This is a genomic window from Bacteriovorax sp. Seq25_V (assembly GCF_000447795.1).
GTDB lineage: Bacteria > Bdellovibrionota > Bacteriovoracia > Bacteriovoracales > Bacteriovoracaceae > Halobacteriovorax_A.
This window is the reverse complement of sequence record NZ_AUNI01000021.1, coordinates 339480-354908: the sequence shown is the minus strand read 5'-3', so window position 1 is coordinate 354908 and position 15429 is coordinate 339480. Positions and strand designations below refer to the sequence as shown.

Genomic DNA, 15429 nt, shown 5'->3' with positions numbered 1-15429 from the left:
AAAATTCAAACAATCGTTTAATTGAAAAGTTTGTGTAAATTTTAACATTTTTGAACGATATTAAATGGTTACTAGGTGACAACAGAGTCATCATTGATAATTAATTGATTTTACAGAAAGAAAATAGAGGAAGGCAGCTATGTTTCATTCGAAACTATAGCCGCCCAAGAGATTGATTTATCCTTTAATTAGCGATAACGCTACATTTGGTGCCTGATTCGCCTGAGATAATACAGATGCACCTGCTTGCATTAGGATGTTGTTTTTAGTTAACTTTGCAGTCTCATCTGCAACGTCGACATCCCTAATTCGCGAATTTGCTGCCGATAGGTTTTCATCACTAACGCCAAGATTGTTGACGGTAGACTGAAGCCTATTTTGAAGAGCACCCATTCCTGCCCTAACACCGTTGACTTGCACGAGCGCATCATCGAGTTTTTTAAGAGCGGCTTGAGAACCTTCTTTTGTAGCAACAGAGTCAGCTGAGAGACCAAGTGCTGCAAGCGTAGCATCTGAGCCAGTTCCGTCATAGACAAGTCTATCCAGAATTGGATCATTCTTGATCCCAACTTGGAACTCAAGTCTTCCGCCTGTTCCATCGAGAAGCTTGATTCCGTTAAATTCAGCAGATCTTGAGATCCTATCAATTTCTTCTTTAAGATTTTGAAACTCAATGTCTGTAAACTTTCTCTCTTGTGGTCCAAGAGTGTCGTTTGCAGTTTGTACTGCGAGTTCCCTAAGCCTAATGATGATATTTGATACTTCACTTAATCCACCTTCAGCAGTTTGGATGAGAGAGATTGCATCATTTGCGTTTCTCTTAGCCTGTCTCATCCCTCTAATCTGAGCTTTCAAGTTTTCACTGATCGCCAGACCGGCAGCGTCGTCCCCTGCCCTAGTTATTCTTTCCCCAGAAGCTAATTTTCTAAGGTTATCTCCAACATTTTTATTTGTTTGTGCTAATGTTCTTTGCGCCGACAAAGACATAACATTCGTATTTACTCTTAAGCCCATTTTTAATCTCCTTCATTCATATCCAAACCTCCTGTTTAAGTACTTGTGCATCCGTGCGCAAGCTTGCCTTTTTGTTAATAAAATTTTTGCTAACTAACAATGGACAAATCAATCTCTTTTTTTCCTCATTATTTGATTGATAAGCAATTAAAGATTGCAGCCAATAATTGCGTTTTTATATTCATCCTGTTGTCATCAACATACACTGCTCCATTATAAAAATGCTTTTATTAAAAATTTCTTCAAGTCTTCAAACAAACGTCTTAAGGGGATTACCCTTGAGACGCTGCTTGAATGAGACTTAAGGCATTTTTTGTACTTGAGTTCGCTTGCGCTAAAACCGAAGTACCGGCAGTCATTAAAATGTTTTGTTTCGTTAAGTTCGCTGTCTCTGCTGCGATATCAGTGTCTCTAACACGTGAATTTGCGGCAGAAAGGTTTTCAATACTTGTCGAGATATTGTTAATCGTCGACTGTAGTCTGTTTTGAAGGGCACCAAAGTCCGCTCTAATACCAGAAACAGATACAATTGCCTGGTCAATTGAAGATAACGAGTTCTGAGCAGAGATTTTGTCTGCTACCGAAGCAAGGTTAAGTCCAAGTGCAGCAACGTTAACATCCGCCGAAGAGGCATCAAATGTTAATCTGTCTGATATAGGATCGTTTCTCGTCCCAATTTGGATATCAAAAACCGCACCAGTACCATTTAAAAGAGGCACTCTGTTAAACTCTGTCGAGTTAGCGATACGATCGACTTCTGATGTTAATTGTTCAAATTCTACGTTAAGAAACTTTCTTTCTGTTGCTCCGATAGTATCAGAAGCAGCCTGTACAGATAGTTCTCTTAAGCGAATCATAATATTTGATACTTCACCTAATGCACCTTCAGCAATCTGAACTAAAGAGATACCATCTTCAGCATTTCTTTCAGCTTGTCCAAGACCCCTGATTTGTGCTTTTAAATTTTCTGAAATTGCTAAACCAGCAGCATCATCACCAGCTCTGTTAATTCTTTGCCCTGATGAAAGCTTTTCTAGAGATTGTTGCATTCCGATTCTTGTCGTACTCAGGTTTCTCTGAGCATTTAAAGATGCAACGTTGGTGTTAATTCTTAATCCCATGTCATCCTCCTTGATCTTGGGTCTAGTAAGATTCCTTCTTAACTAGATGTACGCTACTGACACCGATCAATAGCAGTTACAAGAGACTTATCGCCCCCAATTTTTCTTTCTTTATTTTTTTTGATTTTATTTTCGAAGAGGAAAATATTGCCGAAACGCCATCTAAGTCACTGATTTCTCGAGCATTAAAGGGCAATAACACGGGTTCTCTTAAGTAATATTTTAAAGAATGTAAAAATAGTTAATGTCTTTTAAGGGATAAAAATGAAATTAATCCATTCAACACTCGCAAAATCACCAGAGCTTTATAAAGAAGTTATTACGCTTATTGAAGAATCATTCAACTACCCCTCAAAGCATGCATTTGATACAGATTTCTATACATTAATGAATCCTATTAATCATGATCATTGCCACATCCTTCTTAACGATAAGAAAGAAGTTGTTGCACATATTGGAGTTGCTTTAAAAACAATGGCAAAGAAGAGTATTTCAACACAAGCTGCTTTCATCGGTGGCATAGCTGTTTCAAAGGAGTTAAGAGGAAAGGGAATATTCAAAGAGTTCCTTACAGATATTCTAAGTAGATATGAAAAGAGTTGTGCATTTTTTATTCTTTGGAGTGAGAAGGATGATATGTACGCCAAATTTAATTTTATCGAATTTGGTTCTGTTCTTCAGACAGGAATGCAAGAGCTAACAGATGAGATTAATGGCTTTAGAAAAGAAAGTTTCTCAAAACTTTCGAAAGAAGATTTTAAAAGAATCAAAGAACTCTATGCAAACAGACTAGAACACTACATTCACCCACTAAGAAGCTCTAGAGATTGGGACACTATCGCTTCTATCTCTAGTAGTTCATTATATATTTCGAGAAAGAATGATCGCATTGAAAATTATTTCTTACTCAATAAAGGTTTTGATTTACCGGGCATTATTCACGAATGTAGTTTTCTCAATGACGAAGAATTAGTAAATGCGTTCAAAGATTATCGTCTCTGGCTTCCTGAAAAACATATTCAGTATATTGAAAGTCATCACGAAATTTACGTTGGCCTTATCAAGATAAATCCCAACAACCTCTTTAAAAATTTTATTGAGGATATTTTCAAAAAAGATATTGTGATTTCAAGTTTAGAAAATGACATTATTCATTTTAGCTTTTTAGATAAAGACTATAAGACAACCTACACTGAATTTATTCATATGATCTTCGGCCCAAGACCTGCATTAGAATTACTTCCCTACTCAAACTTTTTCTATATCCCTGGCCTAGATAGTATTTAATCTATCTAGCTTTTGTATATCCGTAAAAGAACATTCCCAAAGAGGCTGCCCATAATAAGTAACTAACACTTGGAATACTTCTGAGGTCAAGCGTTTGTAACGTGTCGATATTTACAAGCTGTAAGCCTGACATAAAAAGAATACAACTAAATAGACAAAATCCTAAAAAAATTAAAGATGAAGCTAGTTTATCAAATGATTTTTCAAAACCTTGATGTTTCACTTCAAATGCATAACCATTTTTTGACCATTCTTTGAGGAACCACCTAAGATGCCTAGGGACGACTCTCGATGAGTTTAAAATATCTTTCCCCAGCCAAAATGCATCTTCAATAAAATATTCTTTTTGAAAATTCTTTTTAACAATGCCTTCAATGTCATCTTGTAAAAACGAAAATAAATCAAAGTCCATTCCTAAAGATTTACCAACACCATCTAAGGTGATCAGTGCCCTAAATACAACAAACCACTCTCGTGGCAGATAAATTTCATGCTCTCTAAGAGTCTTAGTGATAATTTTAAAGACAGCTGTAAAATCTGTCTGTTTAATAGTTAATCCAATGAATGGGGCAAGTGCATATCGCATGTCGATGACAAGCTTATCAACATCAGGAATACGCTCATATTCTGCAACATCTAAAAATTCATTAACTAAAGTTTCATAGTTATTATTTAAGATTGAGTAAATGATCGCGACAAAATTCTGTCTCCCTTGTCTGGACAGATTTCCAACAAGACCGAAATCAATAAGTGCAATCTGCCCATTGTTTGTATAAAAAAAGTTTCCACCATGAAGATCTGCATGAAATACACCTTCACTTAGAAATGTTTGAATAAAGACTTTTACTGAATAATTAAGTTTGTCTTCCAGCTCAGCTAGTTTAGAGTTGATCCCTAAACTGTCACTAAATGGAATACCATTAATCATTTCCATCACTAATAAGTTTTCAGTAGTAAATTCATTAAATATTTTTGGGATGTAAAAAATACCTTCCTCGTCATACTCAGATATTATTTTCTGAAGTTTTTCACAGTTCATTGCCTCAATGTTGAAGTTAAATTCGTTTTGAAGTGAAAGCGCGAAGTCTTCGATGACTCTCGATAATCCAAGAAATTTTACTTCACTACCAACCTTCTCTGCAGTCACAGCAATAAAAAGTAAAATAGAAAGATCCGTATCGATAATATCTTCAATTCCCGGGCGTCTGACTTTTAATACTACTTCTTTTCCACCAAGTAGCTTCGCTTTATAAACGAGTCCAATTGATGCTGTTCCAAGGGGTTTTTCATCTACATATTCAAACACCGCTTCAATCTTTCTCCCAAGAGAATGTTCAACTTGAGACCGTACAACACTGAACGGTAGTGGGCTTACTTGGTCGCGTAAGAGTTTCATCTGATTGATAAACCCCTCCTCAAATAAGTCTTCACGTGATGCAAATAGTTGTCCAAATTTAACAAATGCCGGACCTAGTTCCTCGAAACAAAGTCTAAGCCTTAATCCAATAATTTCTGGCCAACCACTCTCTTCAATTTTCCCAAGTTCTTCTTTGATTTTAAGTTTTGTTGCCCTTGGGAGGACAAAGCCCGGTATCTTAGAGATAACACCATGCGGGATAAATTCATCAAACCCATGACGAGCAAAAATTGTGACGATCTCTCTTAGTCGTCCAATATTTTTAATCGTTCTTGATACCTTAAATCCTGTACTTATAAGTCCCATGCGTTGTCCATTCGTTGATTTATGAAAAGTGTATCATAAACAAGCAGCCTCTAAACACATTTTTGAGAAGTTGATTTCATATTTGGAAATTATGGATATTAATGATAAAAATATGGCTTATGAAATTTTTAGTAATTCTTACAATTCTATTCTCTCACGCAAGTTTCGCCAATGAAGCATGTAGTCGAATTGCGATTATCAATCAACAAGAAGTTCTCGTTGATCCTAGTAGCAACAGAAAAGGAGAAGGGCTTAGGTATCATCTTGAAAAGGATGAAATTGCTAAACGTTATCTCGATGAATATCAAAATACAATTGAGAGTAACTTAAGACCAGCGATTATTGGAACAGCAGGAACCGGACTTATCCTTAGTGCATTTGTTGCAAATGCAAGTGATAAGAATAGGAAAGTTCTTCTTTTCTCCGGTGTCGCAACAATTCTTATCAACTTCCTAATTGATAAAACAATTGATAGTTCGAATGAGAAGAATTTTACTCAAGCAATTGAAGAGTATAACAAAAGACAGTTTCCAAAGATTTATCTCAAAGATAATGAAAACGTTAATCCATCACAAGGGATAATGATGGAAAAGAGCTGGAGCTTTTAATGAACTCGACAGAAAAAGTAACTTGTTTCAAGTGCCTTAAACCACTTGACCTTGAGCCAGGAACAATCATTCACCGAAGTGAAGAATGCCCACACTGTCTATCAAGCTTACATTGTTGTAAAATGTGTAACTTCTACGATCAGAAATCATATAATGAATGTCGTGAACCTTCAGCTGATAGAATTGTAGAAAAAGAAGCAAATAACTTTTGCGATTATTTTATACTTAAAGGCGGCGGAGATAATGGTTCATCAAAAGATGACTTACTCGCCCAAGCAAATTCATTATTCAAATTTTAAAGGAAAAGAAATGAACGAAAATCCAATAACAAAAGAAGGCTACGAAAAAGTTCAAGACGAGCTTAACCATCTAATCAAAGTTGTTAGAGAAGAGCTACGTGTTACGATTGCTGAAGCACGTGAACTTGGTGACCTAAAAGAAAATGCTGAATATCACGCAGCAAAAGAAAAACAATCACAGGTTGAAGGCAGAATTAGTCAACTACAAGGAATTATCGCGACATCTAAGGTTATCGATATTTCACAAGTAAGCAGTGATAAGATTGTTTTTGGCGCGACTGTCACGATTACAAATATCGATACTGATGAAGAAGTTACTTACAAGCTTGTTGGAGAATCCGAATCAAACATGAAAGAAGGAAAAGTTTCTTTTGCTAGTCCACTTGGAAAAGCACTGATCGGAAAAGAAGAGGGTGATACTGTTGTTGTTCGCGCTCCAAAGGGAAATATCGAATATGAGGTTGTAAGTATTGAGTACAAATAGTCTCAATCTCAAGTCTCCAATTTCTTCTTTATACAAGAAGCCTTCTACAACCGTAGAAAAACTAACAAATGCAAATATCATCACCTTGGAAGACCTAATTTGGGTTCTTCCAAGGAAAACTATCAGGCTACCAGCTGTATCGAGCTTCAAAAATGCACAAGTCGATGAGTATTTTCGTGGAAATGGAAAAGTTGTTGGGATCCAAGCCCGACCAAATTTTAAAGCTAAAGGAAAGGGCAAGGCGATGTTATACAATATCACTGCAACCGTCCAAGACTCTATATCCTCTGGTATTATCTCTTTAAAATGGTTTAATAGTTATTCATCTATACAAAAGAAAATTGCTGCTTGTGAATCTATCGACTTCTTAGGTGTCGTCAGCGTGTTCAATGATCAACTACAAATTGCTAATCCAGAATTTAGCTTAGCAGGTGAAGCATCTATACAAGAAGGCTTTAGAATTCAGTATCCGACTATTTCAACAATCACTTCGACAAATATAAAAAAGGTTATTGATAAAGTTCCACAATATATATGGGACAGTATTCCAGAAGTACTCCCACAGGAAATTGTAATAAAGAATTCATTTATATCAAGAGCTGATGCCTTCAAGTATATCCATGGCAAAGTCGAAATTACGCAATGGAGTGAAGAGCATTTTGAACTTGCAATTAAGCGTCTAAAATATGAAGAGTTTTTTCTAGACCAAGTTAAGGTCAGTTTACGAAAAAAATCTCGCTCAACCCAAGAAGGGATTATCATCTCCCCAAATTCTTCTAAAGTAGACGAACTCTTAAATATTTACCCCTACCCTCTCACAGAGGACCAACTAAATTCTGTCAATGACATCATTAATGATTTTAAATCAGGAAAGCCAATGATGAGATTGGTTCAAGGAGATGTCGGTTGTGGGAAAACAACTGTTGCAGTAATTGCAGCAGCACTGGCAATTTCAGAAAATTATCAGGCAGCACTTATGTGCCCGACAGAAGCGCTTGCTCTACAACATTACTCAGGCCTTCTCAAAGTTCTTCCAAGTTCAATTAAGATAGGACTACTTCTTGGTAGCACCTCAGCTAAAAATAAGATATCTGTTCTGGGTGATTTAAAATCTGGTGTTATTGATCTTGTTATTGGTACCCATTCTCTATTTCAAGATGGCGTTGAGTTTAAAAATCTGGGGCTTTCTATAATAGATGAGCAACATAAATTTGGAGTTGAGCAACGTCTCAAACTTGTCTCAAAAGGAAGTGGCTCTCATTGTCTTATTATGAGTGCAACACCAATTCCTCGATCATTAAGTTTAACTCAATATGGTGATCTTGATATTTCAATCATAAAAACTATGCCCTCAGGAAGAAAAGGTTCCCAGACAAGAATCGTTACACCAGAAACATTCCCTAAGTTTCTAAGTTTCTTAAAAACTAGAGTTGAAATGGGAGAACAGGCGTATATCCTTGTTCCAGCAATTAATGAATCCCCCGACCAAAATATACGTGACCTAAATAATACTTTTGAAAAGTTTAAACAGTTCTTTCCTAGTTTTAGGATAAAAGAACTCCATGGGCAAATGAAGGCTGATGACAAGGCCCAAACATTCGAACAATTTGGAAATCACGAAATCGATATTCTAATTGCAACATCTGTCATTGAAGTTGGGATTAATGTTATAAATTCAACTATTATGGCAATTCTTAATCCTGAAAGATTTGGTTTGAGCTCTCTTCATCAAATGCGCGGTAGAGTTGGTCGTGGAGAGAAGCCTGGTTTTTGCTTTCTCGTGACAGAAAGATCTTTATCAGCAGAAAGTATGCACAGACTTCAAGTTATAGAAAATAATACTGATGGATTTAATATAGCAGAAGAAGATCTCAAAATCAGAGGAGAGGGAGACCTTTTTGGTCAAGAACAATCTGGTGTTATCACTCAACGAAAGCTAGCTAATATTATAATTGACCAGGATATTTTCTATCATGTAATCAAAGACTTCAAAGAACTTGAGAGCACTTCAGAAGTTCAAGATATGACGAACACCTTATCAAGTGATGAAAAGATTCTCTCTACAATTTAATTACTTTTCCATATAAAATAGTTTCATGATTAACTTTAGTATTATTGATTCACCAGATCTTCTAGCCATTGGAAAGTATGAGTTTAAACTACATCATATTAGAATTGGGAGAAATCTAGGAAATACAATTCCCATAAATGACCCAAGAATAGCTAGCCGAGACTCAATTATTTTAAGAACAAATAAGTCCGGTCTTCTTGTTGAATCTCAGTCTCACTTGCACCTTAATGCTAAAAAAGTTAGTGGATCACTTCAGTTAAAGGAAAATGACATTATTACAATTGGAGATACTTCGATTAAAATTATCTCATTTGACACGACAAATATAATACTTGCTGACGCCTACTACGATAAACTTGAAGCAATCGGTAATGATGATCCAAAGCTTTCTATGCTTCTTGAAAAAATTGAAGAATTCTACATCAATCTAACAAATGAGGGCTTTGATGATCTGGAAAAGTAAATCAAACTTCCTCCAAGTTGATGCAGAGACAACGATTCACTTTCATACTAATTTTAAAATAGATGAAAATGTAAATGATAGGCCTGTAATAATTTTTAACTACGGCCTAGTCTGTAATATTGAACATTTTAAATACCAAATTGAATTCTATGATAAGCAAGGATACAACATTGTTCTCCACGATTATCGATGTCATTTCGATTCAATCTGTGACACAGGAATTCAAACATGCACTTTTGTAAATATTAGCCATGATCTTAGTAAGCTAATGGATCATCTTGGAATTATTAAAGCACATATGATTGGCCATAGTATGGGTGTAAATGTGACCTTGGAGTTTGCAAGGCTCTATCCTGAGAAACTAAGCAGTATGGTTCTCATTTCAGGAACAGTTTTTCCGCCACAAGATATTATGTTCGATTCAAATATTGTAGATCTCGCTGAACCAGCTCTTATTGAGCTTCGAAAACAACTAGGCCCAATCTATGACAATCTCTGGGCAAATACTTATAAAAATCCACTCGCCCGTTTCGTCGTTTGGCAAGGTGGATTCAATATGAAAAAAACGAAAATAGACTTCGTTGAGTTTTATATGAAAAAAATCGGCGAGCTTCATCCCGACCTTTTCTTTCATCTTCTCAATGAAATGCGTAAACATGATATCATTAACGAGCTTGAACTTATCGATACTCCAACATTACTTATTGGAGGAGACAAAGATAAGATTATTCCTAATTATCTCCAGCGAGTTCTAAAAAAATACCTTAAAAATTCGAGTCTATACATTGTAAAAGATGGAAGTCATGTACCGCAAGTCGACTTCCCTGAATACATTAATCAGCGAAGCCTCAACTTTACAAATAAGAATTTAAACTAGATTTTTATAGGCCAAGAGTTCTTTAAAGACTCTTTTCATAGCAGATCTTCTCTGTGCTTTTTTATATTCAATATGAGATGCCTCTCCTTGAGTATTTTGAATATGCGACTGCTCATCAACAACCTGAACTTCATATGGATAGAAGAATCTAACATCCCTAGCAATTAATGAAGTATCTAGATTCAGAATTCTTTGAGAGATTGGGCTTTCAGCATCTTTCTTCGCTTCTTTCCTAATGCTCAAAAATTCCGTCAAGAAAGGATTTTTGTATTTCACAAGTTGTCTACATGTGAACTGGATAGACTGATAATTTTTCGACGTATGAGCATTTCTCTCGCTCTCAGTGCCTTGAAAGAAATAACACTCATTAATTTCTCTGTTTACTGCAGCTAAAAATCTGTCCTCAGACAAATTATTACGGATTGCCATTTTAACAATGCCGGAATAACTCTTCTTAAATTTTTCTAAATCTATAATCGTATTAACAGAACGACTTGGTTTAATATTGTGAGGAATGACAACATTATTCTCAATTAGAAATTTTACAACGTTTATACAATCAAATTTACTTTTCGTAACAAACCGAATTCCAACTCTATCAAAAAGTTCTTCAGCAACGTTTTCTGCTTTATGAAGAAGTTTAATAATAACACTATCTCTAGTCTTTTTAGATTTCGTTTCAAAATCAATTAACGGAATTTCATACTCCCCACGCTTTAAGAATAAGTTATTATCACTATCGCGATGAAGATATTTATAAAAACGATCAAAGATCTGAGTTTGAATAATATTAAAGTAATTTGAACGAAGGTCTTTATCAGCATGCAAGATTGTATGCATTACCTTCAAAATAATTTCGGCCCAAAGTCTTTCTTCATGATCAGACTCTGAATTACCTGTGGCCATAAGAAATAAGTCTCGAACATCAGTAATCATATACAGTGAATTGGGAATTTTTAAATCCAGCCCCTCCGCATCACCTTCTTTCAAAAAGTATCGACGTATAAACTGCATCGCCTCTTGAAAGTTTCCAAAGAGCTCTGCTCGACTTACAGGATCATTAGGATCAAGCCCATAGCCTTTCAAAAAGCTATTCACTTGCTCCACATTGAAAATTTGAGATATTAAGAACCTTGAGTCTAGGGCAGACTTTCCACCTACAACGACGTTGAATAAATCCCAATCAAATATATATTTATTTAAGTAGTCTGGTCTCGACATTTGTTTTTCCAAATTAAAAAGATTACGTTACAATTTTCAACAAGATGTTAAAAGAAAATAAACCACCACTTAATGATCCTGCAATATTATTTTTAACTTGCCTTGGGGCAGGTTACTCACCATATGCACCAGGAACAGTGGGAAGCTTAGCTATTTTACTTCCCCTTTATTTTCTTGGTCAAATGAACCCCCCTTTTTTCCTCTTTATACCATTTATCTCAATTTTATCCTTAATGAGTATTTACATTATCAATATAGTTGAGAAAAAACATAAGATTCATGACCCAGGCTGGATTGTCATCGATGAAGTCGTCGGCATGTGGATTGCTTGCCTCTTTCTCACGTCCCACAGCGCGATTCACTACTTCGTTGCCTTCATTTGGTTTCGCTGCTTCGATATTCTTAAGCCATGGCCAGTAAGCTATTTCGACAAACTTGAAAGTGCTTTTGGTACTCTTTTCGATGATGTTGTTGCTGGACTCATGGGCGGCGCATCATATCTTCTTACATTTAAATTGTTAGAAGTTTTATCTTGACTTACGCAAAACTTACGCTAAAAATATACCTACTGAAGTTCAAAAATTGAATTTTGCAAAATATTCGTCCAAGCATTTCCACATGTTAGACAAATAGGAACTGGACACTATTTTGCAATGGAAGAAGAGTAACAGATTTGCTAACTTTCAACGAGAAATAAAATTTCAAAGGGGACACCACAATGACTAGCACTAATCAAACTGATGCGAAAAACAAAGCAAAGGCATTAGACCTAGCACTTTCTACAATTGAGAAACAATTTGGAAAAGGTGCAATTATGAGACTTGATGGAGATCAACCACAAGTTAAAACACCTGTTATCTCAACTGGTTGTTTAGGACTAGATTTAGCTCTTGGTGTTGGTGGAATTCCAAAAGGTCGTATCATTGAAATTTATGGACCAGAGTCTTCAGGTAAAACAACTCTTACTCTTCATATCGCTGCTCAATGTCAGAAGCAAGGTGGAACAGTAGCATTCGTTGATGCTGAACATGCACTTGACACTACTTATGCAGCTAAGCTTGGTGTAGATATCCCTAATACTCTTATTTCTCAACCAGACAGTGGTGAGCAGGCTCTAGAAATTACAGATATGCTTGTTCGTTCTGGTGCCGTTGATTTACTTATTGTTGACTCAGTAGCAGCTCTTACTCCAAGAGCAGAACTTGAAGGAGATATGGGTGATTCACACATGGGTCTACAAGCAAGACTTATGTCACAAGCTCTTAGAAAATTAACTGGTTCAATCTCAAGATCTAACTGTACAGTTATTTTTATCAACCAATTAAGAATGAAAATTGGTGTTATGTTCGGTAACCCAGAAACTACGACAGGTGGTAATGCTCTTAAGTTCTACTCTTCAGTTAGACTTGATATAAGAAGAATTGGAGCTATTAAAAACTCTGATGAAGTTGTTGGTAACAGAACAAGAGTTAAAGTTGTTAAGAATAAAGTTGCTCCTCCATTTAGAGAAGTTGAATTTGATATTATGTACGGAGAAGGAATTTCAAAAGAAGGTGACCTACTTGATCTAGCTGTTAATAATAAGATTGTTGATAAAGCAGGAGCTTGGTTCTCATATAAAGATGCTAAGATTGGTCAAGGTAGAGAAAATTCTAAAACTTTCCTTACTGAAAACCCAGAGATCGCAGAAGAAATCAAAACTAAAGTATTAAGTCTTTATGGACTTGCTGAAGGTGTTGAAGAAGTTATTGTTGATCAACAAACAGGTGAGATCATTGAAGACGCAATGACAGAAGACGAAACTGCAACAAAGTCTAAAGCAAAAAAAGCTAAGAAAACTGTTCAATAATTAAATAATGATGCTTTTGGTTTGAGCTCACTGGTGAATATCAGGACCAAAAGAACCAAAAGCATCTTCCATACTTCATGATAAACAATATTTTAACTTCTGAAGAATTCCAAAAAGCCTACTCCTACTCTATTCGCATTCTATCGAAGCGTGACTACTCAAGATATAAATTAAAAATTAAGTTACAGTCACAAGGGTTTGATGAGTCACTCATTGAAGAAATTTTAAATCATTTAGAAAGTAAAAAGTTTATTAATGAACAAAATTATGCCGAAAGCAAAATCAAAAATTGGATGACGAAAGGCCTCTCGATTGATCATATCAGGCAAAAACTCGAGCAGGAAAATATCTCTGCCGATAATTATTTTATCTCCCAAGTCTTTGATGAATATAAAACAGATGAAGACTCTCAACTCGAATCTCTTATCCAGAAAAAGTGTCGTTCAATCTCATCTAGAGAGATGTTCGATTTTAATTTTGAGAAAAAGCTGATACGCTATTTACTGTCAAAAGGACATTCATACGATATGGTCCAAAAAGCTATAGATAGTTACATCAGGAGATTTGATGAAGAAGAGTTTTAATGTAATTAATATATTTCTTATACTAAGTGTTTTACTAACCCTTAGTTCATGTTTTAAATCTAAATCATCAAATTCAAAAGTGCTCAGCTTCCCTCTTTCTGGTGAAATTTCGACACTTGATCCCGCAAATTCATATGATAATGTTTCACTATCTGTTGTCTACCAAGGCTATGAACAGCTTTTTGAATACCATTATCTTCTAAGACCTTATAAGATCACACCTCTCCTTGCGACAGAAATGCCGCGAATTGAAAACCAGGGAAAGAGATATATTATTACTATCAAAAAAAATATTCCTTATCATGATGACCCGTCTTTTCAAGGACAAAAGCGATTTGTAAAAGCTGAAGACTTTATCAATCAGATTAAAAGACTTGCCTTCATTCCACTTAGAAGTAATGGTTGGTGGCTATTTGATGGAAGAATTAAAGGTTTAAATAAGTTTAGAAATGACGTTCAAGATGATTATGAAAAGCTACTCGACTATAAAGTTGAAGGTCTAACTGCTCCAGACGATCATACTCTTATTATCGACCTCGAACAACCTTACCCACAAATGATGAATGCTCTTTCAATGAGCTTCACTTCCCCAATCCCACGAGAGGCAATTATCTACCACAAGAATATGCTAGATAATATCATCATTGGAACAGGAGCTTACAAGCTAGATTCTTGGGAGAGAGGTTCGAAAGTTACAATGAGTAAGTTTGACGAGTACCACACTTCATTTTATCCAGCACAAGGAGATAGACTTGCACACAGCAGAAAGCTTTTAGTTGATGCAGGGAAGAGACTACCATTTATTGAGAAGATTAATTTTCATGTCATCAAAGAATCACAGACTAGATGGCTTCAGTTCATGTCTGGCAATCTAGATTTCTTAAGAGTTCCAAAAGATAATTACCAAAGTCTTGTAACTGCAAGTGGTGAACTAACTGATGAATTCAAAGAAAAAGGCGTTACCTTAGAAATTTTCTCTACCCTTACCTTCTGGTGGATATCATTTAATATGAATGACTCTCTACTAGGAAAGAACATTAACCTAAGAAAAGCTATTGCTCACGCTATTAATGTTGATAAATATGTACAAACGTTTACAAATAATATTGGCCTTAAAGCGAATTCAATTTTTCCTCCAGGGATTCCAGGATATGATCCAACGAAAACACTTCCCTATTCATATAATGTTGAAAAGGCCAAAGAATATTTAGCAAAAGCAGGATTCCCAAACGGGAAAGGCCTTCCAGAACTTATATATGACACTCGTGGCTCATCAACAACTCAAAGACAGAGAGCTGAGTTTATAAAAGTTGAACTTCAAAAAATTGGTATTAATATCAAAGTTCAGACAAATACATTTCCAGGATTTCTAAAAAAAGCAAAAGAGGGACAGCTTCAAATATGGCTAGACGGATGGTCACTAGATTATCCAGATGCAGAAAATGTGCTCCAGCTTTTAATTTCTAAAAATCATCCTCCGGGTCCAAACGCAACAACTTATAATAATAAGAAATTTGACGAGCTATTTGAAAAGCTAAAGCTACTTCAAAATGGACCAGAGAAGTTTGCAATTATGAAAGAGATGGAGGCGATGGTCATTGATGACTTACCTTGGGCACTTCTATTTTATTCACGTGATTATATTGTTTACCATAACCGACTAAAGAACTTTAGGTATAGCGACCTCATTACAAATAAAGTTAAATACTTAAGTACATCAGACAATTAACCACATCATTTTGAGGGGCAGAATTTTCCCAAAGCCCCTCCAGTCCGAGCTATAGGCAAGTTTTTCTCGCAGTAGTCGATAAGACCTGTAGAGGCACTT

Annotated in this window: 15 protein-coding genes; 11 read left to right on the top strand and 4 right to left on the bottom strand. The window is 35.6% G+C overall.

Features of this window, described 5'->3' with window-relative positions:
- Window positions 1-177 precede the first annotated feature (177 nt).
- Both M900_RS16420 and M900_RS16415 read right to left on the bottom strand, forming a co-directional pair.
- The gene (locus M900_RS16420; protein WP_021276078.1) at window positions 178-1014 is read right to left on the bottom strand and encodes a flagellin; all 837 of its coding nucleotides are present in this window, start codon (window positions 1012-1014) and stop codon (window positions 178-180) included.
- A gap of 272 nt (window positions 1015-1286) precedes the next feature.
- On the bottom strand, window positions 1287-2135 hold the full coding sequence (locus M900_RS16415; protein ID WP_021275957.1) for a flagellin: 849 nt from the start codon (window positions 2133-2135) through the stop codon (window positions 1287-1289).
- A 264-nt stretch (window positions 2136-2399) separates the two neighbouring features.
- Between M900_RS16415 and M900_RS16410 the strand changes: the two genes are divergently transcribed.
- Window positions 2400-3422 (top strand): GNAT family N-acetyltransferase, encoded by a 1023-nt coding sequence (locus tag M900_RS16410; RefSeq protein ID WP_021275891.1) that lies wholly within the window; start codon window positions 2400-2402, stop codon window positions 3420-3422.
- 1 nt (window position 3423) lies between these two features.
- Here M900_RS16410 and M900_RS16405 read toward each other — a convergent pair whose 3' ends face one another.
- The gene (locus M900_RS16405) at window positions 3424-5145 is read right to left on the bottom strand and encodes an AarF/ABC1/UbiB kinase family protein (RefSeq protein ID WP_021275796.1); all 1722 of its coding nucleotides are present in this window, start codon (window positions 5143-5145) and stop codon (window positions 3424-3426) included.
- Window positions 5146-5264: 119 nt separating this feature from the next.
- On the opposite strand from M900_RS16405, the gene M900_RS16400 reads away from it, so the two are divergent.
- The 6 genes from M900_RS16400 to M900_RS16375 are packed head-to-tail and all read left to right on the top strand — an operon-like array spanning window position 5265 to window position 9947.
- A complete protein-coding gene (locus M900_RS16400) occupies window positions 5265-5753 on the top strand; it encodes a hypothetical protein (protein WP_157680711.1) in 489 nt (162 codons plus the stop codon).
- On the top strand, window positions 5753-6052 hold the full coding sequence (locus M900_RS16395) for a hypothetical protein (RefSeq protein WP_021275922.1): 300 nt from the start codon (window positions 5753-5755) through the stop codon (window positions 6050-6052). The genes M900_RS16400 and M900_RS16395 overlap by 1 nt, the downstream gene beginning before the upstream one ends.
- Window positions 6053-6062: 10 nt before the next feature.
- On the top strand, window positions 6063-6536 hold the full coding sequence (gene greA, locus M900_RS16390; protein WP_021275713.1) for a transcription elongation factor GreA: 474 nt from the start codon (window positions 6063-6065) through the stop codon (window positions 6534-6536).
- A complete protein-coding gene (locus M900_RS16385; protein ID WP_021275830.1) occupies window positions 6523-8607 on the top strand; it encodes an ATP-dependent DNA helicase RecG in 2085 nt (694 codons plus the stop codon). Before greA ends, M900_RS16385 begins: the two co-directional genes overlap by 14 nt.
- Before the next feature lie 25 nt (window positions 8608-8632).
- On the top strand, window positions 8633-9070 hold the full coding sequence (locus tag M900_RS16380; RefSeq protein WP_021275744.1) for an FHA domain-containing protein: 438 nt from the start codon (window positions 8633-8635) through the stop codon (window positions 9068-9070).
- The gene (locus tag M900_RS16375; RefSeq protein WP_021276035.1) at window positions 9054-9947 is read left to right on the top strand and encodes an alpha/beta fold hydrolase; all 894 of its coding nucleotides are present in this window, start codon (window positions 9054-9056) and stop codon (window positions 9945-9947) included. The genes M900_RS16380 and M900_RS16375 overlap by 17 nt, the downstream gene beginning before the upstream one ends.
- Here M900_RS16375 and M900_RS16370 read toward each other — a convergent pair.
- Window positions 9939-11168 (bottom strand): TIGR04552 family protein, encoded by a 1230-nt coding sequence (locus M900_RS16370; protein ID WP_021275818.1) that lies wholly within the window; start codon window positions 11166-11168, stop codon window positions 9939-9941. The genes M900_RS16375 and M900_RS16370 overlap by 9 nt on opposite strands.
- A 44-nt stretch (window positions 11169-11212) precedes the next feature.
- Between M900_RS16370 and M900_RS16365 the strand changes: the two genes are divergently transcribed.
- The 4 genes from M900_RS16365 to M900_RS16350 all read left to right on the top strand — a co-directional run bounded on the left by M900_RS16365 (window position 11213) and on the right by M900_RS16350 (window position 15330).
- Complete coding sequence (locus M900_RS16365; RefSeq protein WP_021275702.1) at window positions 11213-11704, top strand: phosphatidylglycerophosphatase A; 492 nt, start codon at window positions 11213-11215, stop codon at window positions 11702-11704.
- A 182-nt stretch (window positions 11705-11886) separates the two neighbouring features.
- Window positions 11887-13017 carry a recombinase RecA gene (gene recA, locus M900_RS16360; protein ID WP_021275778.1) on the top strand — a complete coding sequence of 377 codons (1131 nt, stop codon included), beginning with the start codon at window positions 11887-11889 and terminating at the stop codon, window positions 13015-13017.
- A gap of 77 nt (window positions 13018-13094) precedes the next feature.
- Window positions 13095-13601 (top strand): regulatory protein RecX, encoded by a 507-nt coding sequence (locus M900_RS16355; protein ID WP_021275984.1) that lies wholly within the window; start codon window positions 13095-13097, stop codon window positions 13599-13601.
- On the top strand, window positions 13585-15330 hold the full coding sequence (locus tag M900_RS16350) for an ABC transporter substrate-binding protein (protein ID WP_021275716.1): 1746 nt from the start codon (window positions 13585-13587) through the stop codon (window positions 15328-15330). The genes M900_RS16355 and M900_RS16350 overlap by 17 nt, the downstream gene beginning before the upstream one ends.
- Window positions 15331-15429: the final 99 nt, after the last annotated feature.

Bases quoted from the DNA above. Each gene is read 5' to 3' on its own strand.
- M900_RS16420 (WP_021276078.1), bottom strand. From the start codon at position 1,014: ATGGGCTTAAGAGTAAATACGAATGTTATGTCTTTGTCGGCGCAAAGA.
- M900_RS16415 (WP_021275957.1), bottom strand. From the start codon at position 2,135: ATGGGATTAAGAATTAACACCAACGTTGCATCTTTAAATGCTCAGAGA.
- M900_RS16410 (WP_021275891.1), top strand. From the start codon at position 2,400: ATGAAATTAATCCATTCAACACTCGCAAAATCACCAGAGCTTTATAAA.
- M900_RS16405 (WP_021275796.1), bottom strand. From the start codon at position 5,145: ATGGGACTTATAAGTACAGGATTTAAGGTATCAAGAACGATTAAAAAT.
- M900_RS16400 (WP_157680711.1), top strand. From the start codon at position 5,265: ATGAAATTTTTAGTAATTCTTACAATTCTATTCTCTCACGCAAGTTTC.
- M900_RS16395 (WP_021275922.1), top strand. From the start codon at position 5,753: ATGAACTCGACAGAAAAAGTAACTTGTTTCAAGTGCCTTAAACCACTT.
- greA (WP_021275713.1), top strand. From the start codon at position 6,063: ATGAACGAAAATCCAATAACAAAAGAAGGCTACGAAAAAGTTCAAGAC.
- M900_RS16380 (WP_021275744.1), top strand. From the start codon at position 8,633: ATGATTAACTTTAGTATTATTGATTCACCAGATCTTCTAGCCATTGGA.
- M900_RS16375 (WP_021276035.1), top strand. From the start codon at position 9,054: ATGATCTGGAAAAGTAAATCAAACTTCCTCCAAGTTGATGCAGAGACA.
- M900_RS16370 (WP_021275818.1), bottom strand. From the start codon at position 11,168: ATGTCGAGACCAGACTACTTAAATAAATATATATTTGATTGGGATTTA.
- M900_RS16365 (WP_021275702.1), top strand. From the start codon at position 11,213: ATGTTAAAAGAAAATAAACCACCACTTAATGATCCTGCAATATTATTT.
- recA (WP_021275778.1), top strand. From the start codon at position 11,887: ATGACTAGCACTAATCAAACTGATGCGAAAAACAAAGCAAAGGCATTA.
- M900_RS16355 (WP_021275984.1), top strand. From the start codon at position 13,095: ATGATAAACAATATTTTAACTTCTGAAGAATTCCAAAAAGCCTACTCC.
- M900_RS16350 (WP_021275716.1), top strand. From the start codon at position 13,585: ATGAAGAAGAGTTTTAATGTAATTAATATATTTCTTATACTAAGTGTT.